The sequence below is a fragment of the Streptococcus respiraculi genome (assembly GCF_003595525.1).
Lineage (GTDB): Bacteria > Bacillota > Bacilli > Lactobacillales > Streptococcaceae > Streptococcus > Streptococcus respiraculi.
Genome location: NZ_CP022680.1, coordinates 1,566,185 through 1,593,184, shown reverse-complemented (window position 1 = coordinate 1,593,184; position 27,000 = coordinate 1,566,185). Strand labels below are relative to the sequence as shown.

27 protein-coding genes, 3 tRNA genes and 1 other annotated feature are annotated in these 27,000 nt (G+C 43.2%); of the genes, 29 read left to right on the top strand and 1 reads right to left on the bottom strand.

Going from position 1 to position 27,000, the window contains the following annotated elements:
- From parC to CHF41_RS07675, 21 genes are all read left to right on the top strand, one after another.
- Complete coding sequence (parC, locus tag CHF41_RS07775) at positions 1 to 2,451, top strand: DNA topoisomerase IV subunit A (RefSeq protein WP_119876736.1); 2,451 nt, start codon at positions 1 to 3, stop codon at positions 2,449 to 2,451.
- Between the two features lie 278 nt (positions 2,452 to 2,729).
- Positions 2,730 to 3,758: a branched-chain amino acid aminotransferase gene (locus CHF41_RS07770; RefSeq protein WP_119876735.1), complete on the top strand. Its 1,029-nt coding sequence runs from the start codon at positions 2,730 to 2,732 to the stop codon at positions 3,756 to 3,758.
- A 57-nt stretch (positions 3,759 to 3,815) separates the two neighbouring features.
- Positions 3,816 to 4,049, top strand: a complete 234-nt coding sequence (locus tag CHF41_RS07765) for a DUF2969 domain-containing protein (protein ID WP_119876734.1) — start codon at positions 3,816 to 3,818, stop codon at positions 4,047 to 4,049.
- Positions 4,050 to 4,101: 52 nt separating this feature from the next.
- Positions 4,102 to 4,182 (top strand) — tRNA-Tyr (locus tag CHF41_RS07760).
- A gap of 308 nt (positions 4,183 to 4,490) precedes the next feature.
- Positions 4,491 to 4,562, top strand: a tRNA-Gln gene (locus CHF41_RS07755).
- Between the two features lie 121 nt (positions 4,563 to 4,683).
- Positions 4,684 to 5,889 carry a 30S ribosomal protein S1 gene (gene rpsA / locus CHF41_RS07750; protein WP_119876733.1) on the top strand — a complete coding sequence of 402 codons (1,206 nt, stop codon included), beginning with the start codon at positions 4,684 to 4,686 and terminating at the stop codon, positions 5,887 to 5,889.
- Between the two features lie 36 nt (positions 5,890 to 5,925).
- Positions 5,926 to 5,997: transfer RNA gene (locus CHF41_RS07745), tRNA-Arg, on the top strand.
- A 65-nt stretch (positions 5,998 to 6,062) separates the two neighbouring features.
- A complete protein-coding gene (locus tag CHF41_RS07740; RefSeq protein ID WP_119876732.1) occupies positions 6,063 to 7,091 on the top strand; it encodes a threonine aldolase family protein in 1,029 nt (342 codons plus the stop codon).
- A 97-nt stretch (positions 7,092 to 7,188) separates the two neighbouring features.
- Positions 7,189 to 8,331, top strand: coding sequence for a cysteine desulfurase family protein (locus CHF41_RS07735; protein WP_119877169.1), 1,143 nt, complete (start codon positions 7,189 to 7,191; stop codon positions 8,329 to 8,331).
- An 11-nt stretch (positions 8,332 to 8,342) separates the two neighbouring features.
- Positions 8,343 to 9,557, top strand: coding sequence for a tRNA uracil 4-sulfurtransferase ThiI (gene thiI, locus CHF41_RS07730; protein ID WP_119876731.1), 1,215 nt, complete (start codon positions 8,343 to 8,345; stop codon positions 9,555 to 9,557).
- A gap of 86 nt (positions 9,558 to 9,643) precedes the next feature.
- The gene (locus CHF41_RS07725; protein WP_119876730.1) at positions 9,644 to 10,324 is read left to right on the top strand and encodes a hypothetical protein; all 681 of its coding nucleotides are present in this window, start codon (positions 9,644 to 9,646) and stop codon (positions 10,322 to 10,324) included.
- A complete protein-coding gene (locus CHF41_RS07720; RefSeq protein ID WP_119876374.1) occupies positions 10,288 to 11,241 on the top strand; it encodes an IS30 family transposase in 954 nt (317 codons plus the stop codon). Before CHF41_RS07725 ends, CHF41_RS07720 begins: the two co-directional genes overlap by 37 nt.
- Positions 11,242 to 11,354: 113 nt before the next feature.
- Positions 11,355 to 11,425 (top strand) — a sequence feature (ribosomal protein L21 leader region).
- Between the two features lie 37 nt (positions 11,426 to 11,462).
- Positions 11,463 to 11,777: a 50S ribosomal protein L21 gene (gene rplU, locus CHF41_RS07715; protein ID WP_008808969.1), complete on the top strand. Its 315-nt coding sequence runs from the start codon at positions 11,463 to 11,465 to the stop codon at positions 11,775 to 11,777.
- A gap of 51 nt (positions 11,778 to 11,828) precedes the next feature.
- A complete protein-coding gene (rpmA, locus tag CHF41_RS07710; protein ID WP_067089616.1) occupies positions 11,829 to 12,122 on the top strand; it encodes a 50S ribosomal protein L27 in 294 nt (97 codons plus the stop codon).
- A gap of 83 nt (positions 12,123 to 12,205) precedes the next feature.
- The gene (locus tag CHF41_RS07705) at positions 12,206 to 13,069 is read left to right on the top strand and encodes a GNAT family N-acetyltransferase (RefSeq protein ID WP_119876729.1); all 864 of its coding nucleotides are present in this window, start codon (positions 12,206 to 12,208) and stop codon (positions 13,067 to 13,069) included.
- Between the two features lie 416 nt (positions 13,070 to 13,485).
- A complete protein-coding gene (locus CHF41_RS10210; protein ID WP_119876728.1) occupies positions 13,486 to 13,650 on the top strand; it encodes an exfoliative toxin in 165 nt (54 codons plus the stop codon).
- On the top strand, positions 13,647 to 14,552 hold the full coding sequence (locus tag CHF41_RS07695; RefSeq protein ID WP_119876727.1) for a LysR family transcriptional regulator: 906 nt from the start codon (positions 13,647 to 13,649) through the stop codon (positions 14,550 to 14,552). The genes CHF41_RS10210 and CHF41_RS07695 overlap by 4 nt, the downstream gene beginning before the upstream one ends.
- 1 nt (position 14,553) lies before the next feature.
- Positions 14,554 to 15,018, top strand: a complete 465-nt coding sequence (lspA, locus tag CHF41_RS07690; RefSeq protein ID WP_119876726.1) for a signal peptidase II — start codon at positions 14,554 to 14,556, stop codon at positions 15,016 to 15,018.
- Entirely contained in the window at positions 15,002 to 15,901 is a 900-nt protein-coding gene (locus CHF41_RS07685) for an RluA family pseudouridine synthase (protein ID WP_119876725.1), read from the top strand. Before lspA ends, CHF41_RS07685 begins: the two co-directional genes overlap by 17 nt.
- A gap of 77 nt (positions 15,902 to 15,978) precedes the next feature.
- Entirely contained in the window at positions 15,979 to 16,314 is a 336-nt protein-coding gene (locus CHF41_RS07680) for a zinc ribbon domain-containing protein YjdM (protein ID WP_119876724.1), read from the top strand.
- Positions 16,315 to 16,389: 75 nt separating this feature from the next.
- Positions 16,390 to 17,064 carry a Pr6Pr family membrane protein gene (locus CHF41_RS07675; protein WP_119876723.1) on the top strand — a complete coding sequence of 225 codons (675 nt, stop codon included), beginning with the start codon at positions 16,390 to 16,392 and terminating at the stop codon, positions 17,062 to 17,064.
- Positions 17,065 to 17,278: 214 nt separating this feature from the next.
- On the opposite strand, the gene CHF41_RS07670 is transcribed toward CHF41_RS07675, so the two are convergent.
- Complete coding sequence (locus CHF41_RS07670) at positions 17,279 to 18,244, bottom strand: DDE-type integrase/transposase/recombinase (RefSeq protein WP_119876722.1); 966 nt, start codon at positions 18,242 to 18,244, stop codon at positions 17,279 to 17,281.
- A gap of 396 nt (positions 18,245 to 18,640) precedes the next feature.
- Here CHF41_RS07670 and pyrR point away from each other — a divergent pair, with 396 nt between their 5' ends.
- The 8 genes from pyrR (at position 18,641) to CHF41_RS07630 (ending at position 26,944) form a co-directional block, all read left to right on the top strand.
- Entirely contained in the window at positions 18,641 to 19,171 is a 531-nt protein-coding gene (gene pyrR, locus CHF41_RS07665; protein WP_119876721.1) for a bifunctional pyr operon transcriptional regulator/uracil phosphoribosyltransferase PyrR, read from the top strand.
- 16 nt (positions 19,172 to 19,187) lie between these two features.
- Positions 19,188 to 20,117, top strand: coding sequence for an aspartate carbamoyltransferase catalytic subunit (locus CHF41_RS07660; RefSeq protein WP_119876720.1), 930 nt, complete (start codon positions 19,188 to 19,190; stop codon positions 20,115 to 20,117).
- Between the two features lie 34 nt (positions 20,118 to 20,151).
- Complete coding sequence (locus CHF41_RS07655) at positions 20,152 to 21,240, top strand: carbamoyl phosphate synthase small subunit (protein WP_119876719.1); 1,089 nt, start codon at positions 20,152 to 20,154, stop codon at positions 21,238 to 21,240.
- A gap of 180 nt (positions 21,241 to 21,420) precedes the next feature.
- Complete coding sequence (gene carB, locus CHF41_RS07650) at positions 21,421 to 24,600, top strand: carbamoyl-phosphate synthase large subunit (RefSeq protein ID WP_119876718.1); 3,180 nt, start codon at positions 21,421 to 21,423, stop codon at positions 24,598 to 24,600.
- Between the two features lie 23 nt (positions 24,601 to 24,623).
- Positions 24,624 to 24,947, top strand: a complete 324-nt coding sequence (locus CHF41_RS07645; protein ID WP_119876717.1) for a DUF2628 domain-containing protein — start codon at positions 24,624 to 24,626, stop codon at positions 24,945 to 24,947.
- A gap of 467 nt (positions 24,948 to 25,414) precedes the next feature.
- On the top strand, positions 25,415 to 26,185 hold the full coding sequence (locus tag CHF41_RS07640) for a class I SAM-dependent methyltransferase (protein ID WP_119876716.1): 771 nt from the start codon (positions 25,415 to 25,417) through the stop codon (positions 26,183 to 26,185).
- A gap of 224 nt (positions 26,186 to 26,409) precedes the next feature.
- Positions 26,410 to 26,682, top strand: a complete 273-nt coding sequence (gene rpsP / locus CHF41_RS07635) for a 30S ribosomal protein S16 (protein WP_119876715.1) — start codon at positions 26,410 to 26,412, stop codon at positions 26,680 to 26,682.
- A gap of 22 nt (positions 26,683 to 26,704) precedes the next feature.
- Positions 26,705 to 26,944, top strand: coding sequence for a KH domain-containing protein (locus CHF41_RS07630; protein WP_067089824.1), 240 nt, complete (start codon positions 26,705 to 26,707; stop codon positions 26,942 to 26,944).
- The last annotated feature ends 56 nt before the right edge of the window (positions 26,945 to 27,000 follow it).

The window sequence follows — 27,000 nt, the reverse complement described above, 5'->3', positions numbered from 1 at the left end:
ATGAGTACAATTCAAAACATGTCCCTTGAGGACATTATGGGAGAGCGTTTTGGGCGCTATTCCAAATACATCATTCAGGAGCGGGCTTTGCCAGACATTCGTGATGGCTTGAAGCCTGTTCAGCGGCGGATTCTTTATTCGATGAATAAGGATGGCAATACCTTTGATAAATCCTATCGAAAATCAGCTAAGTCTGTCGGAAATATCATGGGGAATTTCCATCCGCATGGGGATTCATCGATTTACGATGCTATGGTCCGCATGAGTCAGGACTGGAAAAACCGCGAGATTTTGGTCGAAATGCACGGAAATAATGGTTCTATGGACGGGGATCCTCCTGCTGCCATGCGGTATACCGAGGCACGCTTGTCTGAAATGGCAGGCTTCCTGCTAGAGGATATCGAAAAGAAGACCGTTCCCTTTGCTTGGAACTTTGACGATACAGAAAAAGAGCCGACCGTTCTGCCTGCTGCCTTTCCAAATCTCTTGGTCAATGGGGCGACAGGGATTTCTGCTGGATATGCAACGGACATTCCGCCCCACAATCTCTCAGAGGTCATCGATGCGGTCGTTTACATGATTGATCACCCATCAGCCAAGGTGGACAAGCTCATGGAATTCTTGCCGGGACCAGATTTCCCGACAGGAGCGATTATCCAAGGGCGCGATGAAATCAAGAAAGCCTATGAGACTGGAAAAGGGCGTGTCGTTGTGCGGTCTAAGACCGAAATTGAGCAGTTAAAAGGGGGCAAAGAGCAGATTGTCGTCACTGAGATTCCTTATGAAATTAACAAGTCTGTTCTAGTCAAAAAGATTGACGATGTACGGGTCAATAACAAGGTGGCAGGGATTGCCGAAGTCCGTGATGAGTCAGACCGGACGGGCTTGCGGATTGCCATTGAACTCAAAAAAGAGGCCAATCGTGAATTGATTTTGAATTATCTCTTCAAATATACGGATTTACAAGTCAATTATAATTTCAACATGGTGGCCATTGACAATTTCACTCCCCGTCAGGTTGGGATTGTTCCGATTTTGACGAGTTACATCGCCCATCGTAAAGATGTCATCTTAGCCCGTAGCCGATTTGATAAAGCCAAAGCTGAAAAGCGCCTCCACATTGTTGAGGGATTGATTCGGGTGATTTCAATCTTGGATGAGGTCATTGCCCTGATTCGTGCCAGCGAAAACAAGGCCGATGCTAAGGAAAATCTTAAGGTTAGCTATGAGTTTACTGAGGAGCAGGCAGAAGCAATCGTGACCTTGCAACTCTACCGCTTGACCAATACCGACGTTGTGGTTCTTGAGGAAGAAGAAGCAGAGCTCCGCGAGCAAATTGCCTACTTGGCAGCGATTATTGGCGATGAGCGTACCATGTACAACCTCATGAAAAAAGAACTCCGTGAGGTTAAAAAGAAATTTGGCAATCCACGTCTAAGTGAATTGCAAGATACGGCTAAGACCATTGAAATCGATACAGCGAGTCTTGTGGTCGAAGAAGAAACCTATGTCAGCATCACCAAGGCAGGCTACATCAAACGCACTAGCCCTCGTTCCTTTGCGGCTTCAACGATTGAGGAAATCGGCAAGCGTGATGATGATCGAGTAATCTTCATGAGCCCAGCAAAAACTACCCAGCAGCTTTTGTTGTTCACGAGTCTAGGAAATGTTATCTACCGACCTGTTCATGAATTATCAGACATCAAGTGGAAGGAGATTGGCGAACACCTCAGCCAGACTGTTTCCAATTTTGAGGTTCGTGAAGAAATCATCTATGCGGAATTAGTAGACAATTTTGATGCAGGTGTCTATGTTGTTGCAACCAAAATGGGACAAATCAAGCGGGTTGAACGTAGCGAATTTAGCCCTTGGCGGACCTATAAGTCCAAATCGCTCAAATTTGCCAAATTGAAAAACGATGATGACCAAGTGGTCTTGGTCGCACCAGCCCAGCTAGAAGATGTTATGATCATCACGAAAAATGGCTATGCGTTGCGCTTTAATAGCGAAGAAGTGCCCGTTGTAGGAGCTAAGGCAGCTGGTGTCAAAGCGATTAACCTAAAAGGAGATGATACCGTGGCAGCAGCCTTCCTTGTATCCAGCAAGGCCTTCTATCTTTTGACCCATCGAGGGGCATTGAAGAAAGTAGCGGTTGAGGAGATTCCAGCAACCAGCCGTGCCAACCGAGGCTTGCAAGTCTTACGGGAATTAAAAGCCAAACCGCACCGCGTCTTTGCCGCAGGAATGGTGCAGGGAGAGGCAATTGATTTTGACTTGTTTCACCAAGGTGAAACCTCAGAAGAAAGTCAAATGTTGAAAGTGATTTCGACCACAGCTCAAGTATACGAGATCAACCTTTCAGACCTTTCTTTCTCAGAACGCACCAGCAATGGCAGCTTTATCTCTGATACGATTTCAGATGAAGAAGTCAGCGAAGCTTATATGAAGTAAAAATCAGCCTCGTGCTGATTTTTCTTTAAATTAAATTATCTGAAAATTGAAAATAATGCTTGAAAATTTTAAAAAAAGGTGTACAATAGGAAGCACAGAGTTAGAACCTGTATTCACAACTCAGCAACTCTATTCAGGGCTTATTTTTCGCTACTCATCGTTGCTTTTTTTCGAAATACAGTCAGTATTCCTTCAAAAAAACGCCTTGATGATCGTAAAATAAGCTCCCGATTAGAATGACTTCGCTATGAATACAGGTTCTTAAAAAGGAGAAGTCTATGAACGTATCACTTGACTGGGAAAACCTCGGATTTTCCTATATGAAATTACCCTATCGTTACTTAGCAACTTATACAGACGGAAAGTGGAATGAAGGTGGTCTAACAGAAGATGCGACTCTTCACCTGTCCGAATCCTCTCCAGCCCTCCACTACGGACAGCAAGCTTTTGAAGGCTTAAAGGCTTATCGAACCAAGGACGGTTCTATCCAACTGTTCCGCCCAGACCAAAATGCAGAGCGCTTAAAGCGGACTGCTGACCGTCTCTTGATGCCACAGGTGCCGACAGAGTTGTTTGTGGAGGCTTGTAAAGCGGTAGCGCGTGCTAATAGCGATTACGTACCACCTTATGGAACAGGAGGAACGCTCTATCTGCGTCCACTTTTGATTGGAGTTGGTGATATTATTGGAGTCAAGCCCGCAGAGGAGTATATCTTTACAGTATTTGCCATGCCAGTTGGCAATTATTTCAAAGGTGGATTGGCGCCGACCAATTTCCTCATCCAAGATCAGTATGACCGTGCGGCGCCTCACGGAACAGGAGCAGCTAAGGTTGGCGGAAACTATGCCGCCTCTCTCTTGCCTGGTCAATATGCTAAGAAAAAAGGCTTTTCAGACGTGATTTATCTGGATCCAGCAACACATACTAAGATTGAAGAGGTTGGATCTGCCAATTTCTTTGGGATTACCAAAGACAACGAATTTGTTACGCCAATCAGTCCGTCTATCTTACCGTCTATCACTAAATATTCCTTATTGTACTTAGCGGAACATCGCTTGGGAATGAAGGCGGTAGAGCGAGAGGTCTCTGTAGAAGAGTTGAGCCAATTTGTTGAAGCAGGAGCGTGCGGAACAGCTGCTGTGATCTCTCCAATCGGCGGTGTCCAACACGGAGATGATTTCCATGTATTCTACAGTGAAACAGAAGTGGGACCTGTTACACGCAAACTCTATGAAGAATTGACAGGGATCCAATTCGGCGATATTGAAGCGCCAGAAGGCTGGATTGTAAAAGTGGATGAAAACTAGGGCTTGCACTTGCAAGCTCTATTCTTTTTGTGTACAATGGAGAAAGTGAGGTTTGATATGAGTAAAAAAGATAAAAAAATTGAAATCCAACTAGAAGAAAGCAGTGTACAAGTCAATGGAGAAACATTTTCAGGCTACACTCTAACCATTGGGAAAAAGGTCATTGGTGAGATTGCAGAACTGGCAGAACATCATTTTGCGGTCGTAAAAAATGGAAATACAGAGAGTTTTTATAAAAAGCTCGAAAAAGCTGTCGGAAATGTCATTGAAAATTACAATTTGCACCATTAACCTCTTGTAATAGTCACTATTTTATGATAGAATAGTGACTGTTAGTGCTAAAGGAGAGATAGCGAAGAGGCTAAACGCGGCGGACTGTAAATCCGCTCCTTCGGGTTCGGGGGTTCGAATCCCTCTCTCTCCATATCTAAGATACAAAGACCGCGGAAATTGACAGAAAAAATAGGAAATTGGCGAATTGAACATTGTTCAAGAGACAATTTATCTTTTTTTCCGAAATTTCAGGTCGTGTTCAATTAGATAGGATACGAGTGCGTTAAAAATCCCGTATGAAAATAGAAGAGTGACGCTGAGTCTTTAGACACAAGGAAGTCTGTACCTAAAGGTAGCCACATCTGTAATCCGGTTAAAACCGGAATAGTTGCGTCTCTTTTTTACTAGGGATTTAGCACGAGTTCAGTTCTAAATGAACTGGATAGTTAGTATCAATTTTGGGGTATAGCCAAGCGGTAAGGCAAGGGACTTTGACTCCCTCATGCGTTGGTTCGAATCCAGCTACCCCAGTCAAGGTATTAGGAATTTTCCTAATTCGTCAAAGATGCTCTTTTGTTAGTCCTTGCGTGTGCCTTAATAAAATATATTTTATGTTGAGTCGAGAGACTTGATTGTCGGAGGTTTTTTTATAATGAACGAATTTGAAGATTTGTTGAACAGTGTAAGTGAAGTTGCACCTGGTGATGTGGTAACTGCAGAAGTATTGACAGTTGATGCTGGTCAAGCGAATGTAGCTATTTCTGGAACTGGTGTTGAAGGTGTCCTAACTCTTCGTGAGTTGACAAACGACCGTGAAGCTGACATCAACGAACTTGTTAAAGTTGGTGAAACACTTGAATTGCTTGTACTTCGCCAAGTAGTTGGTAAAGATACAGACACTGTTACCTATCTTGTATCTAAAAAACGTTTAGAAGCACGCAAAGCATGGGACAAACTTGTTGGACGTGAAGGTGAAGTCGTTACTGTTAAAGCAACTCGCGCAGTAAAAGGTGGACTTTCAGTTGAATTTGAAGGTTTACGTGGATTCATTCCAGCTTCAATGATTGATACTCGTTTCACTCGTAACACTGAACGTTTTGTAGGTCAAGAATTTGATGCGAAAATCAAAGAAGTTGATCCAGCAGAAAACCGCTTCATCTTGTCACGTCGTGACGTAGTAGAAGAAGTAGCTGCTGCAGCTCGTCAAGAAGTATTTAGCAAATTGACTGTTGGTGAAAATGTAACAGGTAAAGTTGCTCGTATCACAAGCTTCGGTGCTTTCATCGACCTTGGTGGTGTAGACGGACTTGTTCACTTGACTGAATTGTCACATGAGCGCAACGTATCACCTAAATCAGTTGTAACTGTTGGTGAAGAAGTTGAAGTGAAGGTTCTTGCGATTGACGAAGAAGAAGGTCGTGTATCACTTTCATTGAAAGCTACAACACCTGGACCATGGGATGGTGTTGAACAAAAATTAGCTGCTGGTGACGTTATTGAAGGTAAAGTAAAACGTTTGACTGACTTCGGTGCTTTCGTAGAAGTATTGCCAGGAATTGACGGACTTGTACACATCTCACAAATTTCACACAAACGTGTTGAAAATCCAAAAGATGCCCTTACAGTTGGTCAAGATGTAACTGTTAAAGTGCTTGAAGTAAATGCTGCTGATGAGCGTGTATCACTTTCTATCAAAGCTTTAGAAGAGCGTCCAGCTGCAGCTGAAGGCGAAGAAAAAGCTGAAAAACGTGAATCACGTCCACGTCGTCCAAAACGTCAAGAAAAACGTGATTTTGAACTTCCAGAAACTCAAACTGGATTCTCAATGGCTGACCTTTTCGGTGACATTGAGTTGTAATGTTGAATGACTTGCGAAAAGCAAGTCTTTCTCTTGCCGTCCTTAGTGTAATGGATATCACGTAAGATTCCGGTTCTTGAGATGGGGGTTCGATTCCCTCAGGACGGATGATTGAACATGGAAAGCCTTGAAACTCAAGGCTTTTTGACTTATGTAGGAGAAAAAGGAGAAGCATGCTACATTTCGAAAATGACTATAATAAGGGAGCTCATCCAGCAATTTTAGAAGCCCTAGTAGCTACCAACGATATGGGGTTAGCTGGTTATGGGACAGATGACTACAGCCTGAGTGCAGCAGAGAAAATTCGCGAGGCGACTAATTGTCCGAATGCTGAGGTCACCTTTTTGACGGGAGGCACTCAGACCAATCAAGTGGTCATTGATGCCCTACTTGCTTCCTACGAGGGAGTCATTACAGCAGACACTGGTCACATTGCTGTGCATGAGGCTGGCGCGATTGAATTTTCAGGTCATAAGGTCTTGACCTTGCCACATACGAATGGAAAAATCGAGGCTAGCGCTGTCCGTCGCCTATTGGAAAGTTTTTATGCAGATGCCAATCACGAACATATGGTCTTTCCAGGAATGGTGTACATCTCGCATCCAACAGAATACGGAACGCTCTATAGCAAAGAGGAGCTGACTGATTTAGCAACGGTGTGTAAGAACTATCAGATTCCCCTCTTTTTAGACGGTGCACGTCTGGGATATGCCTTGGCTGCCAGCACAACGGATCTTGATTTGCCGACAATTGCTGCCTTAACAGATGTTTTTTATATCGGTGGGACCAAGATGGGAGCTCTTATGGGAGAAGCTGTTGTCTTTACAAAATGCAATCAACCCAAGCATTTTACGACCATTGTCAAGCAGCATGGCGCTCTTCTAGCCAAGGGACGTTTGACAGGTATCCAGTTTGACCGTTTTTTTACAGATGATTTGTACCTGCAGTTGGGGACGCATGCGATTGAAATGGCAGAGCAGCTGATTGTCTTACTAGAAGAAAAAGGCTACCGCTTTTATCTCAAGTCCCCGACCAATCAGCAGTTTTTGCTGATGACAGCAGAAGAGTTGGAGAAACTGGATCGGGCGGGTGTACGCTATGGCTTTTGGGAAAAGCATAATGATACCGATACCATTATCCGTCTAGCCACTAGCTGGTCGACTACGCAGGAAGATATCAATGCCTTGGCGCAGGTCTTATAGGATTCATAGCGAAAAGCTCTGTCGCAACAGAGTTTTTTCTATTTCTCGGGCCCTAAAATTTGGTATAATAGGAAGATAGATGAAAAGAGGATAGATGATGATTTATTTAGATAATGCGGCAACGACCCGACCGTATTCTGAGGCGCTTGCGACCTATACAGAAGTTGCTACTAAGATTTGGGGCAATCCGTCCAGTTTGCATCATCTGGGCAGTCAAGCAACACGAATCTTGCAGGCTTCTCGGAAGCAAATTGCAGACTTACTTGGCGTCATGCCTCAGGAAATTTTTTTTACTTCTGGTGGGACAGAAGGGGATAATTGGGTTATCAAGGGTGTTGCTTTTGAAAAGGAGCAGTTTGGCAAGCATATCGTTGTGTCTGATATTGAACATCCTGCGGTCAAGGAATCTGCACTTTGGCTGAAAACACAAGGATATGAAGTGGATTTTGCCCCTGTTGATCAGCAAGGTTTTGTCGATGTGGAGAAATTGGCAACCTTACTACGCCCAGATACAATCTTGGTCTCCGTTATGGCAGTCAATAATGAGATTGGCTCGATTCAGCCCATTCAGGGTATTTCGGATTTACTAAAAGATAAACCAACGATTTCTTTTCATGTGGATGCCGTACAGGCCTTGGCTAAGATTCCGGTAGCTACTTATTTAACGGATCGTGTTGATTTTGCCACTTTTTCCAGCCATAAATTTCATGGTCTTCGAGGTGTCGGCTTTGCTTACATTAAAAATGGAAAGAAAATCACCCCTCTGCTAACAGGTGGTGGGCAGGAAACAGATAAGCGTTCCACAACTGAAAATCTAGCAGGGATTGCAGCAACAGCTAAAGCTCTTCGACTAGCAATGGAGCGGCAGGAAGAATTTACCCACAAAACTAGTCAGATGAAGCAAGTGTTGCTCCAAGGACTGTCCGCCTATGAAGATATTCGAATTTTCTCCGGTCAAGACCAGTTTGCCCCGCATATTCTGACCTTTGGTCTCAAAGGAGTTCGGGGAGAGGTCCTAGTTCATGCCTTTGAGGAGTATGGTATCTATGTTTCAACGACCTCAGCTTGCTCATCTAAGGCAGGAAAACCCGCTGGAACGCTCTTATCCATGGGGGTTCAATCTCAGCTTGCAACAACAGCCGTTCGCATGAGTTTGGATTTAGAAAATGATATGAGCCAAATAGAGCAGGTACTGACGACCTTTAAAATCATTTATGAACAAACGAAAAAAGTAAGATAGAAAGAGAAACTATGCAGTATTCAGAAATTATGATTCGCTACGGAGAATTGTCTACCAAAGGCAAAAATCGGATGCACTTTATCAACAAACTCAGAAATAATATTCAGGATGTCTTATCCATCTATCCAGCAGTCAAGGTCATGGCAGATCGCGATCGGGCCCATGTTTATCTCCACGGAACCGACTACAAGCCAGTCGCAGAAAGTCTCAAACAGATTTTTGGGATTCAAAATTTTTCTCCGTCTTATAAGATTGAGAAATCTGTTCCAGCCTTGATTGCAGCGGTACAAGAAATTATGACAGACATCTACCAAGAAGGAATGACGTTTAAGGTCTCTAGCAAGCGAAGCGACCATGGCTTTGAACTGGATAGCCGTGAGCTCAATCAAACCTTGGGAAATGCCATTTTTGATGCGATTCCCCATGTTCAAGTCAAGATGAAGGCGCCAGACATTGAGTTGCGAGTGGAGATTCGTTCAGAAGCAGCCTATATTTCCTACGAAACCATTCGTGGGGCAGGTGGGCTTCCTGTCGGGACGTCTGGAAAGGGGATGCTCATGCTATCTGGAGGAATCGATTCGCCAGTAGCTGGTTATTTAGCTCTTAAACGTGGTGTAGATATTGAAGCAGTGCATTTTGCCAGTCCTCCTTATACCAGTCCAGGTGCGCTCAAAAAAGCACAAGATTTGACGCGGAAATTGACTAAGTTTGGTGGTAATATCCAGTTTATCGAAGTTCCATTTACAGAAATCCAAGAAGAAATTAAGGCAAAAGCGCCCGAAGCCTATCTGATGACTCTGACTCGTCGTTTCATGATGCGGATTACCGACCGCATTCGTGAAGAACGTGGTGGTCTTGTGATCATCAATGGAGAAAGCCTAGGACAAGTGGCGAGTCAGACCTTAGAAAGTATGCAGGCCATTAACGCGGTGACCAATACCCCCGTCATTCGCCCTGTTGTGACCATGGACAAACTAGAAATTATTGACATCGCTGAGAAAATCGATACCTTTGAGATTTCCATTCAGCCTTTTGAAGATTGCTGTACGATTTTTGCTCCAGACCGTCCAAAGACCAATCCTAAGATAAAAAATGTCGAGCAGTACGAAAGCCGTCTGGATGTAGAGGGGCTGGTAGAGCGGGCTGTTCGTGGTATTATGGTAACAGAAATTACCCCTCAGGCAGAAAAAGATGAAGTTGATGACTTGATTAGCGATTTGTTGTAATGATCATCTGAGATTGCCACATAGTAGATATTAACGAAAAGAAGGGCTTTGACAAGGAATCAGGAGTTGAAAAGGAAACATACAGAATGGGAAAAGATGTGCTAGATGGGCTATGGAATACACTATCTTGGAAGGCAGAAGTTGAAAATGCTATTATGGGAATGGTGCCGTCTAAGTATTATGTAGTAGGAGCTTTTCTTCGGTTTTTGCTCATCTTACTTGTCTATCTTTTCTGTTATCGAAAGCTACGAAGGCGAGGATGGAGAGCAGTATTTTTTACTATAAGAGAGAACTTATTTGACAGCCACATGACAAAGAAAAAATTACAGCTACTTGTTGGCTTACCCTTTTTGGCACTTTTCTATCCTGCATACGAATGTTACCGTTTATCCACTGTATGGCAGCGTTATGAGTATTTTGCCAACCAAACAGTTGTCCAAGTAGAGGTGATGCAGGTAAAGGAAGTAACAACAAGGATTGGCTATAGTCGTAGCCACTATTCTTCAATCTTAATGACTCTTGAAGCGTCAAATGGCGAGCAACATCTAGTGAATGTTTCCAACTCTACAAAACAAAAAGCAAGAGAAGCTGAGACAGCTCAGGGAGCTATGGTGCCTGTTTCCCTCAATTCCGAAAGTTCTACAATGAAGTTAGCCAGTCAAGGGTATAAAAAAACATCTCAGAGAGATATAATTGTAATCACCACAAGAACAATTAGAAAGACTCTGAGATGCAACACTATTATACACCAAAAAGGAAACATTTGACACTAGCTGAGCGTAGAATGATTGAGCGTTGGCTTCAAGAAGGGTTCTCAAATCGTGAAATCGCTAGAAGATTAGAGAAGGCTCCTCAAACCATTCACAACGAAGTCAAACGTGGTCAGGTTAGGCAACAAGTGCGTAAAGGAAAATTTGAAATAATCTACTCAGCTGACTTCGCTCAAAAAACCTATCAAAATAATCGCAAACATTCTGTGAAGCAAACTTCCCTAACCAAGGAACTCAAAGAAAAAATTCTTCACTACATCAAACAGAAATACTCTCCTGAGATGATGGTAAAAGTAAAAGGGATACCTGCCTCCGTCTCCACCATTTACTACTGGATTCATCGTGGGCACTTAGGGTTGACCAAGGCTGACATGCTTTATCCTCGGAAAGAGAAAACGAAGAAAAAACAAGCGAGTCCTAACTTTAAGCCGGCTGGAAAATCGATTGAGGAACGACCAGAAAGCATTAATCAACGTGAGAATGTTGGTGATGTTGAAATTGATACAGTTATTCAAACACGGGCAAAAAATGAGTGTCTGTTGACTCTAACTGATAGAAAGAGTCGTTATCAAATCATCCGACTTATTCCCGATAAGTCCGCGTCTTCAGTCAATCAAGCTCTGAAAATGATCCTCAGAGATTATCAAATTAACTCAATCACAGCTGATAACGGGACTGAATTCAGTCGTTTAGCAGAAGTTTTTGACCCCGATCATATCTACTATGCCCACCCTTATTCCTCTTGGGAGAGGGGAACTAATGAGAATCATAATAGACTCATCCGGCGTTGGTTGCCTAAGAGAAGCAAAAATGTGACTCAACAACAAGTCACATTTATTGAAAACTGGATTAACAACTATCCAAAGAAGATATTGGGTTACAAATCTCCTAGAGAATTTTTACAGACTGGCTAACTTGAACTTGAAATTTGCCTTTCCCTCAATTCACAGAAGAAAATTGTATTTATTGAGTGGTAATACTTGTCAAATTCCGCTAAGAGTGATAGAATAAGAATGTTGACTATGCACAGCCTGTGCAACCGCTCGATCATCGTTTAAGAGGTTCGTCCCACGATGCTAGGCGAGTCTTCACAAAAAATTCGGGACAAGTCCCATATTATCATAGGAGGTGCATAATGAGCACATACGCAATCATTAAAACTGGCGGAAAACAAGTTAAAGTTGAAGTTGGTCAAGCAATCTACGTTGAAAAATTGAACGTAGAAGCTGGTCAAGACGTTACATTTAACGAAGTTGTTCTTGTTGGTGGTGAAAAGACTGTTGTCGGAACTCCACTTGTAGCAGGTGCTACTGTTGTTGGAACTGTTGAAAAACAAGGAAAACAAAAGAAAGTTGTTACTTTCAAATACAAACCTAAAAAAGGTAGCCACCGTAAACAAGGTCATCGTCAACCTTATACAAAAGTTGTTATCAACGCTATCAACGCTTAATTTTAGCCTGGCGCAACAACACTCATCACAGAATATTGGAGGACTAACATTATGTTAAACTTGAATCTTGCTAACTTGCAACTATTCGCCCACAAAAAAGGTGGAGGTTCAACGTCAAACGGTCGTGACTCTCAAGCAAAACGTCTTGGAGCTAAAGCGGCTGACGGTCAAACTGTATCAGGTGGTTCAATTCTTTACCGCCAACGTGGTACAAAAATCTATCCAGGAGCTAACGTAGGTCGTGGAGGAGATGACACACTTTACGCTAAAGTTGAAGGCGTAGTACGTTTTGAACGTAAAGGACGCGATAAAAAACAAGTATCTGTTTACCCTATCGCGAAATAATAAGGAACACCTTATTACTGGCTTTAGAAAGCTTACCTGAGAACTTGCCTTTTGGCAGGTTCTTTTTTGTTCAGGAGGACGATATGAGGATTAGGAAAAGGAATTGTTTACCAGATGAAGAAATGAAGCAGGTCTTGAACTTGCTAGAGACCTGTCATGAATATGATGGAACAGCTAGTATCCCTTATTTGGCGAATGACTATAATGTTGATCCAGATATGCCTTGCATCTTTCTGGCCTATGAAGAAGAGACATTATTGGGCTGTCTTTATGTTTATGCGGACGAACGAGAGGATGTAAGTGTATCACTCTTTGTCTTACCGTCAGCTAGAAATCAAGGAATTGCAAGAGCCTTGGAAGCAGCATTTATCCAAGTTGCCAAAGAGTATCAACTGTCAGGGATTTCCTATGAGACAGAGCGAATTTTTATCGAGAAAAATCCATGGTTGCTATCTCACTTTAACTTGGTCGAGGAAGACTATGCAGAACTGTGGTTGCGGCGAGAGCTAAAGCCCTATAATCTGGAGAGTCGTGATGATTGTAAAGTCGTCTTAGCTGAAAAAGAGATGATTAGAGCCATTGCCAAGGTTCAAGCTGAAGCCTTTCAGAAGAGCATTGATAATAGTGAGCAATATGCACATGCTAGCCTTGAAGGAGACGACACCTTGTTATATGTATTGATGAAGGACAAGGAAGTGCTTGCTTCGGTCACAATCGATACGACATCTGATTATAACCATATTTTTGGCTTGGGAGTAGCACCTGTTCATCAAGGGCAGGGACTGGGGAGTTACTTAATGAAAGAGGTCATCTGTCAGTTGCTTTCTCGAAATGATAAAGCCTTTCAGATTGTCGTTGAAAAAGAAAACATAGTAGCTGCCACTCTGTATCGCAAACTAGGCTTCACAGATGTTACAGAAGTCGTTTACCTAGCTGCTAAGAACTAGAATAGCATACAGCAGAGCAAAAGAAAAAGCCTTGTGGGGCTATCAGTGGATGAAATAGTTTCTTGAGCGGTGTAGTCCTTGCACAAGATAGCAAGCTATGTTATAACCAATGTCAAGGGAGCAAGTAGACGAATACCTACTTGCTATTAAAGATTAATTTAGGGCGTTTAGTAACTCTTTCATCAATTTAGCGACGGGAATCGCTAGCTTGATAGGTTCTAGGTGCTCTTTCCTTTTGAGGTCTTTACGACTTCTCATAATCTTTACCCGTTTTCTACCCTTGACCTAAAGGGGGATTTACAAGCTAGTTTAACAGTTTGCTAAAATAACATACTCCAACATACTTGTTTTTGCAAGTGTTTCTGTTCATTTAGAAGATTATTTAGTCCAATTATTTGGAGAAAGAGGCTAAGCAGATGATTGATTTAAAAAGCTATCTTTTCAAAATTGATGTCAGGGCACAAAAGGATGAAGAGAAAGTTTTCATGCGTACGGCGTGTAATTTGTACGACGTGCGCTATATCATTTGCAATGGATTATGGTATAATAAAGAGTATTTTACAAAGGAAGTGGCAGCATGAATATTCAACAATTGCGCTATGTTGTGGCGATTGCAAATAGCGGGACTTTTCGAGAAGCAGCAGAAAAAATGTTTGTCTCACAGCCGAGTCTATCCATTTCTGTACGTGATTTGGAAAAAGAATTGGGCTTTAAAATTTTTAGTCGGACTAGTTCAGGGACGTTTTTGACTCGTCGGGGAATGGAATTTTATGATAAGGCTCAGAGTTTGGTCAAGGGATTTGATAGCTTTGAACACCTTTATTTACAGCATGATGAGGGAGAAGCTGAGTTTTCGATTTCCAGTCAGCACTATGATTTTTTACCACCGCTGATTACAGAGTTTTCGCAGCAATTTCCAGCATATCCCAAGTTTCGTCTCTTTGAGTCAACGACGGTACAGATTTTGGATGAAGTGTCGCAAGGCCATAGCGAGTTGGGCATTATCTATCTGAACAACCGCAACACCAAGGGCATCATGCAAAAGCTGGAAAAATTACGCTTGGAAGTGGTCGATTTGATCCCCTTTCAAACCCATATCTACATCCGCAAAGGTCATCCCTTGGCGCAAAAAGCTGAGATTGAATTGGCCGATTTGGCGGGGCTTCCGACTGTTCGTTTTACCCAAGAAAAGGACGAATATCTTTACTACTCTGAGAATTTCTTTGATACGTCCGATTCGTCTGTAACCTTTGATGTGACAGACCGAGCAACCTTAAATGGGATTTTGGAGCGGACGGATGCTTATGCAACGGGGTCAGGTTTTTTAGACAGTGAGAGTGTGCACGGGATTACGGTGATTCCTTTCAAGGAAGGAAAAGGCAACCGCATGGTCTATGTTAAGCGAGAAGATACGGAACTAAGCCAGTGTGCGCAAGATTTTATCCGTGTTATGGAAGGCTATTTTGCCAAGAAGAAAGGATAGTATGAGAAAAATTGGATTTCCACTAGGAATTGTGGGCTTGATTGCCTTAGATCAATGGGTCAAGGCTTGGACAGTAGCCACTATCGCCTTGAATGAACAGCGGGCTTTTATTCCTGGATTGGTCAACTTTTATTACTTGCGTAATTATGGCGCAGCCTACTCTATTCTCCAGAATCAGCAGTGGTTCTTTACCATCGTGACCTTGGTTGTGATGACGGCTGCTATTTGGTATTTTATCAAGCATATCAAGGGGAGTTTGCGGCTCTTGTCTAGCCTTGCGCTTGTGATTGCGGGGGGGATTGGGAATTTTATCGACCGTGTTCGTTTGGGCTACGTTGTGGATATGTTTCATCTTGATTTTATCGATTTTCCAGTTTTTAATGTCGCAGACATGTGCTTGACAGTCGGTGTGATGGCTTTATTTATCTACATTATGAAAGAAGAGAAAAATGGAAGTAAGAGTTGAAACAGGCGGAATGCGTCTTGATAAGGCCTTGGCGGATTTTACCCCTCTATCGCGCTCGGTAGCTAATGAGCAAATCAAGGCTGGTCTGGTCCTTGTCAATGGTCAGGCAAAAAAAGCCAAATATACTGTTCAGCATGGGGATTGTATCCAGTACGAAATTCCAGAGGTGGAAGAAGTTGACTATGTAGCAGAAGACATTCCCCTTGAGATTGTCTACGAGGATATGGACGTGGCGGTTGTCAATAAGCCACAAGACATGGTCGTTCATCCGTCGGCGGGTCATACTTCAGGTACCTTGGTTAATGCGCTTTTGTACCACGTCAAGGATTTGTCGGGTATCAATGGGGTCATGCGGCCTGGGATTGTTCACAGGATTGACAAGGATACATCAGGGCTGTTAATGATTGCCAAACACGATGAAGCCCACCAGAAATTAGCAGAGGAACTAAAAGCCAAGAAATCCTTACGGAAATACATTGCCATTGTCCATGGCAATCTGCCAAATGACCGTGGTGTGATTGAAGCGCCAATTGGTCGTTCTGACAAGGATCGTAAGAAGCAGGCGGTAACCGCTAAGGGAAAAGAAGCTCTCACCCGCTTTCAGGTCTTGGAGCGCTTCGGAGATTATACTCTGGTTGAATTAACTCTTGAAACAGGGCGGACACATCAGATTCGTGTTCACATGGCTTATATCGGTCACCCCGTAGCGGGTGACGAGGTATACGGACCGCGGAAAACCTTGAAAGGGCACGGTCAGTTTTTACATGCCAAGACCCTCGGTTTTACCCACCCTCGGACAGGAGAGGTCGTGACCTTTACGGCAGAAGCCCCAGCTATTTTCCGTGAAACCCTCGACAAGCTCAGAAACACGAATTTGTTGTAAATTGAAAAGAAGAGTATGGCTTGCTCAATTGGCGTCAGCATGGTATACTAGATAGGTTAAAAATAAGAGGAGAGAGTATGGAAACTTTACCAAATTGCCCAAAATGTCAGTCAGAATATGTCTATGAAGACGGAGTATTGCTCATCTGTCCAGAATGCGCCTACGAATGGAATCCAGCAGAAGTCGCAGAAGAAGAAGGTGTGGTAGCAATCGACGCCAACGGAAATCGCTTGGCAGACGGTGATACAGTGACCCTCATCAAGGATTTGAAGGTCAAGGGTGCGCCTAAAGATTTGAAACAAGGTACGCGTGTGAAAAACATCCGTATCGTTGAAGGTGACCACAACATCGATTGTAAGATTGACGGTTTTGGTGCCATGAAATTAAAATCAGAATTTGTGAAGAAAATCTAATACGATAGATTTTACTAGTTGGGAGTAAGGCAAGCATCTTGTCTCGCTCCCTCTTCTTATTTTAGGAGGAATAAATTGAAGTATCAAAGTAAATTGTTTTATTCGCGCTGTTTGTTGGCTGTACTTGCCATCATCGGAACGACTCTTGAAATCGTTAAGCATAGTATCGGTATGTTGATGTACTATACGGTTCAATCGAATCTATTAGTCTCGCTTTTTTCAGTCTATATGGTCTATGCCATGTATCAGAAGAAAGACTTGCAGCGCCAGAGTTTTCTGCGGTTGAAAGCAGCTGTAACCATGTCGATTATGATTACCTGTGTTATTTACCATTTTATGCTGGCGCCTTTAGCGACAGATTTTTGGCGGGTGGAAAATCTTCTCTGCCACTATATTGTACCTCTTTATTTTCTATTGGATACCTTATTTGTGGACAAGCAAGGTCAGTACAAGTGGTTTGACCCTATTTGGTGGACTGCTTTACCTGTTGCCTACTTGGCCTTTGCTCTCATCAATGGTCTTGTTATCAAGCTACCGATTCCTGATGCCAAAGACAGTCCTTTTGCCTATTTCTTCTTAAATGTACCCAAGTATGGCTGGCATTATGTCTTGACCTATGCAGCTACTATTTTTATCGCTTATCTGCTAGCAGGATATGGACTGCTCCTAGTCAAAGCGATTAATACTCGTCAGAAATCAAAGTCTGACGTCGTTAACTCATCTTGCTTCAACAGTCCGGGGGACTGTTGAAGGTTGGAAATAAGGATTATGAAATAATCTTCAACTAATGTCAGTCCGAGGGACTGTTGAAGGTTGGAAATAAGGATTATGAAATAATCTTCAACTAATGTCAGTCCGGGGGACTGTTGAAGGTTGGAAATAGAAAATACAATGGTCATTGGTGATATATGTACCTTTGTCAATGATGTGAGACCAAACTTTTATTTTTAGAAACCATGATATGCTATTCTATCTCCAAGGAGCTAGCTCCTTGGAGATATTTTCTTGTTTCAATAGGGGATTTCCAACCTAGGCTCTGCATGGGGAGTCTGTTAGAGGTGTAGAGGTATCGTTTCATCTGCCTGATGAGGTCATCGTAGGAGTAGAATCGCAAGTGTTGGTAAAAGCGTCTGTTATCGTTTCTGTGGCTGCGTTCCACTTTGCCGTTGTGTCTAGGTGTTCGCGGTCGAATGAGCTTGTGCACCATGCCCAGCTCTTTACAAAGCACATCCAAGGGGTGAATCTGCTTGGTTTCCTTGAAGTGAGTAAACTCAAATCCATTGTCGGTCTGAATAATTTGTGGCTTGTAGCGAAAGTGTTTGATGGCCATTTTGACAAACTGGACAGTGGAGTAAGAGGACTGTTCCTTGAAGGGATAGATAAATCGCTCTCTGCTTGCTTCGTCAATGACAGTGTACTGGTAAAATTTTTCAGGCATCGTGCCAGTGTAACAGTGCTTAGGGACGTACTTCACGTCCATTTGCCACTTGATTCCTAATTTCGTGGGTGTATCATAGGGTTTAGGAACATAGGCCACTTTCTTGGTTTCAGCCGCCTTGAAGAATCCCATTTTTCTCAAGAGCCGAAAGAGAGAGCAAGGGTGTCTGTCGTATCCCTTGTTGGCTCTTAGCTTGTAGAAAATCTCGATGAGGGTTGCATTTGGATTTCTGCGGATGCAGTTTTTAATCCACCTGATTTCTTGCTCAGTATGAGCTTTGGGGTGAGTTTTGTGTGGTCTGTGGGACTTATCTTTGAGAGAGTCCTTGGTTCCGTCAAATCGCTTATTCCAGCGCATGAGAGAGGCTTTTGAGACCTTATACCGCCTGCAGATGAATGCGACAGAAGCCCCACCACGATACGTTTTCACCGCGTGGTAACGTGTGTCGAGCGTGTGTGGCAAATAACGAAGGTTTTGTGGTATACTAGTCATGAGAAGATTCCTTTATGAGAAGTGTGGTTACTTTTATCATATCAGGTTTCTTCTTTTTTGTACTCAGGTCTCACATCTATTGTAAGGTAACAAAAATACAATGGTCATTGGTGATATAGTATTTGTCTTTTGGGAAAAATTCTGTTATACTAGTTGAAATGAATCCTTTAAGGACTGTTCCGAGAAACAGGCAAGGAGTATCAGCTAAAACAGGTGATGGATTGTATCAAAACCTCGTATCATCGTGAGAACGTGCACCGCAGATAAACCTGCCACTAGGCAAGGTGCAGGTTGTCTGATGGTACAGGTTTTGGAAGACTTTCTTGAGCTTATTTTCTGGAATCTCCTTGTGTCAAGGAGATTTTTTTGTGCTGTCAGGCAAGAAAGGGGTTAGTCATGAAAACCAAAGAAATAGTTGATGAAATGACCATGAAACGGGCCATTACACGGATTACCTACGAGATTATCGAGCGGAATAAAAAGTTGGATAATATTGTCCTAGCAGGGATTAAGACTCGCGGTGTTTATATCGCAAAACGCATTCAAGAGCGGTTGAAACAGCTGGAGGGGATTGAGGTGCCGCTGGGAGAGCTCGATACCAAGCCTTTCCGTGATGATATGAAAGTAGAAGAAGATACGACGGTGATGGTAGCAGATGTCAATGACCGTGATGTTATTTTGGTTGATGATGTGCTGTATACAGGTCGGACCATTCGTGCAGCGATTGACAATATCGTCTCTCTTGGTCGTCCTGCTCGGGTTAGCCTTGCAGTTTTGGTTGACCGTGGTCACCGTGAGTTGCCGATTCGGGCAGATTATGTTGGAAAAAATATTCCAACTAGTCGAAGCGAGGAAATCATTGTTCACATGGCTGAGTCAGACGGTAAGGATTCCGTTTTGTTACTCGACGCGAATGAGGCAAAATAAAAGAGGTAGGATTGAGATGCCAATCATCGATGAAAAAGTGTCGCTCCAGCATGTAGTGACCATGGAAAGTCTGTCTAATGAAGAGGTTATGGGCTTGATCAAGCGAGGACTTGCTTTTAAAAATGGAGCAGCAGTGCTTCCTCAAACGGCCTATGTCTCGAATCTCTTTTTTGAAGATTCGACACGGACCCACAAGTCATTTGAAATGGCGGAGTTGCGTCTAGGTCTTAACATGATTGATTTTGATGCGAAGACCAGCTCGGTCAATAAAGGGGAAACCCTCTATGATACCATTTTGACCATGAGTGCCTTGGGCGTGGATATTTGTGTAATTCGCCATTCGGAAGTCGATTATTACCGAGAATTGATTGAAAGTCCGACTATTACGGCTTCGATTGTCAATGGGGGAGACGGTTCGGGTCAACACCCAAGTCAGTCACTCCTTGACTTGATGACCATTTATGAGGAATTTGGGCGTTTTGAGGGCTTGAAGATTATGATTGCGGGTGACTTGACCCACTCACGTGTGGCCAAGTCCAATATGCAGATTTTAAAACGCTTGGGGGCTGACTTATTCTTTGCAGGTCCAAGTGAATGGTATGCAGCAGAATTTGATACCTACGGTCAGCATGTTGCGTTAGATGACATTGTCGAAGAAGCAGATGTCCTCATGTTCTTGCGGGTGCAGCATGAGCGCCATGATGGAAATGAAAGTTTTTCAAAAGAAGAGTATCACCGCTTGCATGGGCTGACGCAGGAACGCTACCGACGCATGAAAGAGACAGCCATTATCATGCACCCAGCGCCCGTTAATCGTGATGTAGAAATTGCTGATGACTTGGTTGAGGCACCTCAATCACGGATTGTTCGGCAGATGCAAAATGGTGTCTTTGTTCGGATGGCAATTTTAGAAGCAGTATTACATGCAAGAGCCAACAAACGTTAACAAGCTTCAGAGAGAGCAGACGAGGAGGAAAATGATGGCAAAACGATTGTTAATTTTAGAAGACGGAACAATTTTTGAAGGCGAAGCCTTTGGAGCAGATATTGCAGTGACAGGCGAGATTGTCTTTAATACAGGGATGACGGGCTACCAAGAGTCCATTACCGACCAATCCTATAATGGGCAAATCTTGACCTTCACCTATCCCTTGGTGGGGAATTACGGGGTCAATCGTGACGACTATGAATCAATTATCCCAACCTGCAAGGGGGTGGTGGTTCGTGAATGGGCACGCCGTGCTAGTAATTGGCGCAACCAGTTGACCTTGGATGAATTTTTAAAAGCTAAGAAAATCCCGGGCATCTCAGGTATTGACACGCGCGCCTTGACGAAGATTATTCGTCAGCACGGTACTATGCGGGCGACCTTGGCAGACGCAGGAGATTCAGTGGAACATCTGTCTGACCAACTGCGGGCAACGGTGCTTCCGACCAACAATATCGCTCAAGTTTCTACCAAGACAGCCTATCCTGCACCGGGTATCGGGCGCAATATCGTCTTGGTCGACTTCGGTCTCAAGCATTCCATTTTACGGGAATTGTCAAAACGAGACTGCAACATCACCGTAGTACCATTTGATACGACCGCAGAGGAGATTTTAAATCTTGCACCAGATGGTGTCATGCTTTCAAACGGTCCTGGAGATCCAGACGATGTGCCAGAGGCTTTAGAGATGATTCGCGGTATTCAAGGGAAGATTCCTATTTTCGGTATCTGTATGGGGCACCAGTTGCTAGCCAAAGCCAACGGGGCTAGTACCTACAAAATGAAATTCGGTCATCGTGGCTTTAACCATGCGGTTCGTGAAATTGCAACAGGTCGTGTAGACTTTACCTCCCAAAACCACGGCTTTGCAGTGTCGCGCGAGGACTTGCCAGACTGCTTGATGATTACCCATGAAGAAATTAACGACAAATCTGTCGAGGGAGTTCGCCACCGTTATCAACCAGCATTTTCAGTCCAATTCCACCCAGATGCAGCGCCTGGTCCACATGATGCCAGCTATTTATTTGATGATTTCATGGAATTGATTGATGCCTTTCAAGCTGAGACAGGTAAGAAATAACATATTTAATGGCAGCCAGAGAGCTGACGAATAGAAAGGAGAAACAAAGGGAGCCGTATTTGCAAAATTGAATACGGGCTACGAACTTTGTCAAAAAGATAGTTTGTCCTAGAACTCATTGTTCTGCGGAACAAACTCCTATTTTGACTGTGTTCGTTTGACGCCCTTTATATCTTAATTATGCCAAAACGTAGTGATATTAAGAAAATTATGGTGATTGGGTCTGGTCCGATTATTATTGGTCAGGCGGCGGAGTTTGATTATGCGGGGACGCAGGCTTGTCTTGCGTTGAAGGAAGAGGGCTATAGTGTGGTCTTGGTTAACTCAAACCCTGCTACGATTATGACGGATAAGGAGATTGCAGATAAGGTTTATATCGAGCCGATTACCTTTGAATTTGTATCTCGTATCTTGCGCAAGGAGCGCCCTGATGCGCTTTTGCCAACCTTGGGTGGTCAGACAGGTCTCAACATGGCCATGGAATTGTCCAAAGCAGGTATCCTTGATGAGCTAGGTGTGGAACTTTTAGGGACAAAATTATCGGCTATTGCTCAGGCGGAAGACCGTGACTTGTTCAAGCAGTTAATGGAAGATTTGGGCCAACCCATTCCAGAATCAGAAATTGTCAATACGGTTGAAGAAGCCGTTGCCTTTGCAACTAGCATCGGCTACCCTGTCATTGTCCGTCCTGCCTTTACCCTTGGGGGAACTGGTGGCGGTATGTGTGCGAGTGAAGAGGAACTCCGTGAGATTGCAGAAAACGGCTTGAAACTCTCTCCAGTAACCCAATGTTTGATTGAGCGTTCAATTGCTGGCTTTAAGGAAATCGAATACGAAGTGATGCGTGATAGTGCAGACAACGCCTTAGTCGTATGTAACATGGAAAACTTTGACCCTGTCGGGATTCATACAGGAGATTCCATTGTATTTGCGCCAACGCAGACCTTATCTGATATTGAGAACCAAATGTTGCGCGATGCTAGCTTGAGTATTATCCGTGCCCTCAAGATTGAGGGAGGTTGTAATGTGCAGCTGGCTCTTGACCCGCACAGCTTTAAATACTATGTCATTGAGGTTAATCCGCGCGTGTCTCGCTCGTCTGCCCTTGCTTCAAAAGCAACAGGTTATCCGATTGCCAAACTCGCAGCTAAGATTGCTGTGGGCTTGACCTTGGATGAGATGGTGAATCCTGTGACAGGTTCGACCTATGCCATGTTTGAGCCTGCCTTGGACTATGTTGTAGCGAAAATCCCACGCTTCCCATTTGATAAATTTGAAAAAGGCGAGCGCCGTTTGGGAACTCAGATGAAGGCGACAGGTGAGGTCATGGCCATTGGTCGCACCATTGAAGAAAGTCTCTTAAAGGCTTGTCGTTCGCTTGAAATCGGTGTCTATCATACAGAAATGAAGGACTTGGCTGATGTGACAGACGATGTCCTTGTTGAAAAGATTGTCAAAGCGCAGGACGATCGTCTCTTCTATGTATCTGAAGCTCTTCGTCGTGGGTTTACGGTGGAAGAAATTGCTCATCTGACGAAGATTGATGTCTTTTTCTTGGATAAACTGGTCCATATCATTGAAATAGAAGTAGAGCTAGCGAACAACATTGGCGATGTCGATGTCTTAAAACGTGCCAAACAAAATGGCTTTGCAGATCGCAAGATTGCAGAATTGTGGCAGCAAACGCCAGATCAAGTTCGCCAATTCCGCTTGGGAAATGGCATTGTTCCAGTCTATAAAATGGTAGATACTTGCGCAGCCGAGTTTGAAAGTGCTACTCCGTATTTCTATTCAACCTATGAATGGGAAAATGAGTCCATTCGCTCAGAAAGAGAATCAGTCCTTGTTTTAGGTTCGGGTCCGATTCGGATTGGTCAAGGGGTCGAGTTTGACTATGCGACGGTCCATTCTGTAAAAGCCATTCAGGCAGCGGGTTATGAAGCGATTATCATGAACTCAAACCCAGAGACGGTGTCTACGGACTTCTCAGTGTCGGACAAGCTCTATTTTGAACCCTTGACCCTCGAAGATGTCTTGAATGTGATTGAGCTGGAGCAGCCAATCGGTGTCATTGTTCAATTTGGTGGGCAAACAGCGATTAACTTGGCAGAACCCTTGTCAAGGGCAGGTGTTCGGATTATCGGTACTCAGGTTGCAGACTTGGACCGTGCAGAAGACCGTGACTTGTTTGAAAAGGCCTTGAAAGATTTAGGAATTCCACAACCGCCAGGGCAAACGGCAACCAATGAAGAAGAAGCAGTTGAAGCAGCCCGCAAGATTGGCTTTCCTGTCCTTGTTCGTCCGTCTTATGTCCTTGGGGGTCGGGCCATGGAAATTGTTGAAAATGAAACAGATTTGCGTAGTTACATGCGGACTGCTGTAAAGGCAAGCCCTGAGCACCCTGTCCTTGTCGATTCTTATATTGTCGGACGTGAGTGTGAGGTCGATGCCATTTCTGACGGTAAAGATGTGCTGATTCCAGGAATTATGGAGCATATTGAACGTGCGGGTGTCCACTCAGGAGACTCTATGGCGGTCTATCCTCCGCAGACCTTATCAAAAGAAATTCAAACAACGATTGCAGATTATACCAAGCGTTTAGCGATTGGGCTTAACTGTATCGGAATGATGAATATTCAATTTGTCATCAAGGATGAAACGGTCTATGTCATCGAGGTCAATCCACGTGCCAGCCGTACCGTGCCATTCTTGTCGAAAGTGACAGATGTCCCAATGGCGCAGGTTGCAACCAAGCTTATCTTGGGTCAAACCTTGGCGGAGTTGGGCTATGAGGACGGCTTGTATCCTGAATCAGAAAATGTCCATGTCAAAGCTCCCGTTTTCTCCTTTACCAAACTAGCTAAGGTTGATAGCCTCTTAGGTCCTGAAATGAAATCAACTGGTGAGGTTATGGGAACAGACAGAACCCTTGAAAAAGCATTGTACAAAGCCTTTGAAGCTAGTCATTTCCACTTGGAAGAATTTGGAAATGTCGTCTTTACAATTGCAGATGAAACTAAGGAAGAGGCTCTTGCGTTAGCCAAACGATTTGAAGCGATTGGCTATGGTATTTTTGCGACAGAAGGAACCAGCGAGTTCTTCAAGGCAAATGGGGTCGAGTCGATTGCGGTTAATAAATTAGGAGAAGATGAGGCTAATGATATTCCTGCTCTAGTCCGTAAAGGTCAAGTACAGGCTATTATCAATACGGTCGGTACCAAACGTGTGGCAGAAGGAGACGGGCAAATCATCCGTAGCTCTGCTATCGAAACAGGCACACCGCTCTTTACCGCCCTTGATACAGCAGATGCTATGCTAAAAGTGCTCGAAAGTCGCAGCTTTACCACTAATGCGATTTAAGTTTTTCTCAAGAAGGAATGTAAATGAAAGTCAATTTAGTTAGCCCAGTTGGACAAATCAAACAAGCGCCAGTAGGCTTTTCGTGGACAACTTTTTTCTTCACTTTTTGTGTTCCGCTATTTCGTAAGGATTGGAAGTGGGCGGCTATTATGTTTGTAGTGAAGTTAATATATAGAGCTTTATTCTTTAATTCTGATATCTACATTTTCATTATTATTGTCATTTTAGTGATGTGGGGATTCTCTTATAACAAACTTTATATCCAAGGACTTCTTGCTAAAGGCTATAAACCAGCAACAGACTTTGATGCAGAAGTTATTCGCACAAAGGTAAAGATAATAGACTAAAAAGAGACTGTGCAAAAAGTCTTAAAAATAGTAAATGGCTTAGATTAACGTTGTCAAGAAACGTTGATTCTAAGCCATTTTATATTGTTCAGTTTTTAAGAGAAAGGTCAAAAATTGAGTTTTTGCCCAGCTTCTTTTTTTGAAGCACCCTGCAACAAAGTAGTCATCAAATTTTTCACTGAAAAACTCAATTTTCACCTTAGAGTCTTGTATTTTTTTCTTCTAGCATCAGAATATATCGTTCGTTTTAGAAAAGTAGCAAACGCAGTGATTCAAAGATAATACTTTCGCTGTAGTGAACATACTGGCAACTGTTTTGCTGTTGCTAGCAAGAGGAATTTGCTTGCGTCCGCATTACGTAAGAAAGTATTAAAAAGATAGATTGATTTTAATGGATCATCAATAGCAACTAGATGATATCAGAAGATGATTTCGACAGAAGTCATCTTTTTTGCTATACTGACAGTATGAAATGGATTATCACAACAAGTCTCGGTATGAATGAAGAACTAGTAGCGCGTGCAGAAGCCCTCGCCCAGTCTTTTGGTGTGACCTATGTGGAGCGCAAGAAAAATTCAGTCAAGAAACTACAAGAACGCTATGGTCACGTTTTGGTCTTCTATCAGGATAAACTGGTCTTTGAACAAGTGGGAGGCGAGCGTCTCTTTTTCCACCCCGATACAGCCCTTTTGCGTATCAAATCTGGGCGTGATCCCTTGCTAGAGCTTATCGGGAGTCGTCCCCAAAGGATTTGCGATTGTACCATGGGGCTTGCTTCTGACAGTATCGTCATGGCAAGTGCAGGTCACGAGGTGACAGCGGTGGAATCTTCTCGTCTCATTGCTTTTATTGTTAGCCAAGGCTTGAAAGAATGTGAGGCAGGAAGTCTCAAGGTTAATGCTGCCATGCGCTCGATTGAAGTGGTGGAAATGGACAGCCTCTCCTTTTTACGACAGCAACCTAGCGAGTCTTTTGACCTTGTCTATTTTGACCCCATGTTTTCTGAAACGATTCGTGAATCACAGAACTTATCAGGCCTTGCAGGACTTGCCAATCCGTCACGTTTAACTGAAGAACTCTTGGAAGAAGCCAAGCGAGTCGCCAGAGAAAAGATTATCCTCAAGGCTCATTTCAGAGATAGGATTTTTGAAGATTTGGGCTTTACACGCTTAATTCGCCCTAACCAGAAATTTCACTATGGTGTTTGGTGTAAACCAAAAGGTAAGGAGATACCCTAGAGCAACGAGCTAGAGATTAAGAAGCTGTATTCACAGCTCCTGATTAGAATTACTTCGCTTATGAATACAGGTTCTAAGTAGTAGCAGTACAGTGCTGTCTATAAAAAATATCCAGTGTCAAGTTTTTTTCTTGACACCTTTTAAAAATCTGATATAATAGAACATGTGATCAATAGCCCTGCTATTTCACCGATAAATTATAAAAGAAAAGAGACTTATAGAAAATGGCAGTAAAAATCCGTTTAACTCGTATGGGTTCTAAGAAAAAACCTTTCTACCGTATTAACGTAGCAGATTCACGTGCTCCACGTGATGGACGTTTCATCGAAACAGTTGGAACTTACAATCCGCTTGTTACTGAAAACCAAGTAACATTGAAAGAAGACCGCGTTCTTGCATGGTTGGCAAACGGAGCACAACCTTCTGATACGGTTCGCAACATCCTTTCAAAAGCTGGAGTATTGAAGAAATTCCACGATTCAAAATTCTCAAAATAAAACGAATTAAGAGAGAGCACTTATGGACATGATAGAAAATCTGATTATTGCAATTGTGAAACCCTTGATTTCACAGCCAGATAGCTTGACGATAAAAATCGTTGATACACCTGAATTTTTAGAATATCACTTGGACTTAGAACAGTCTGATATTGGTCGCGTTATCGGCAGAAAAGGACGCACAATTTCTGCGATTCGGACGATTGTTTATTCTGTTCCAACAAGTGACAAAAAAGTTCGTCTTGTCATTGATGAAAAGTAAAAGGAGTGGCTAGTCCGCTCTTTTTCTTGTCTTGAGAAAATGCCTAAAAAATGGTA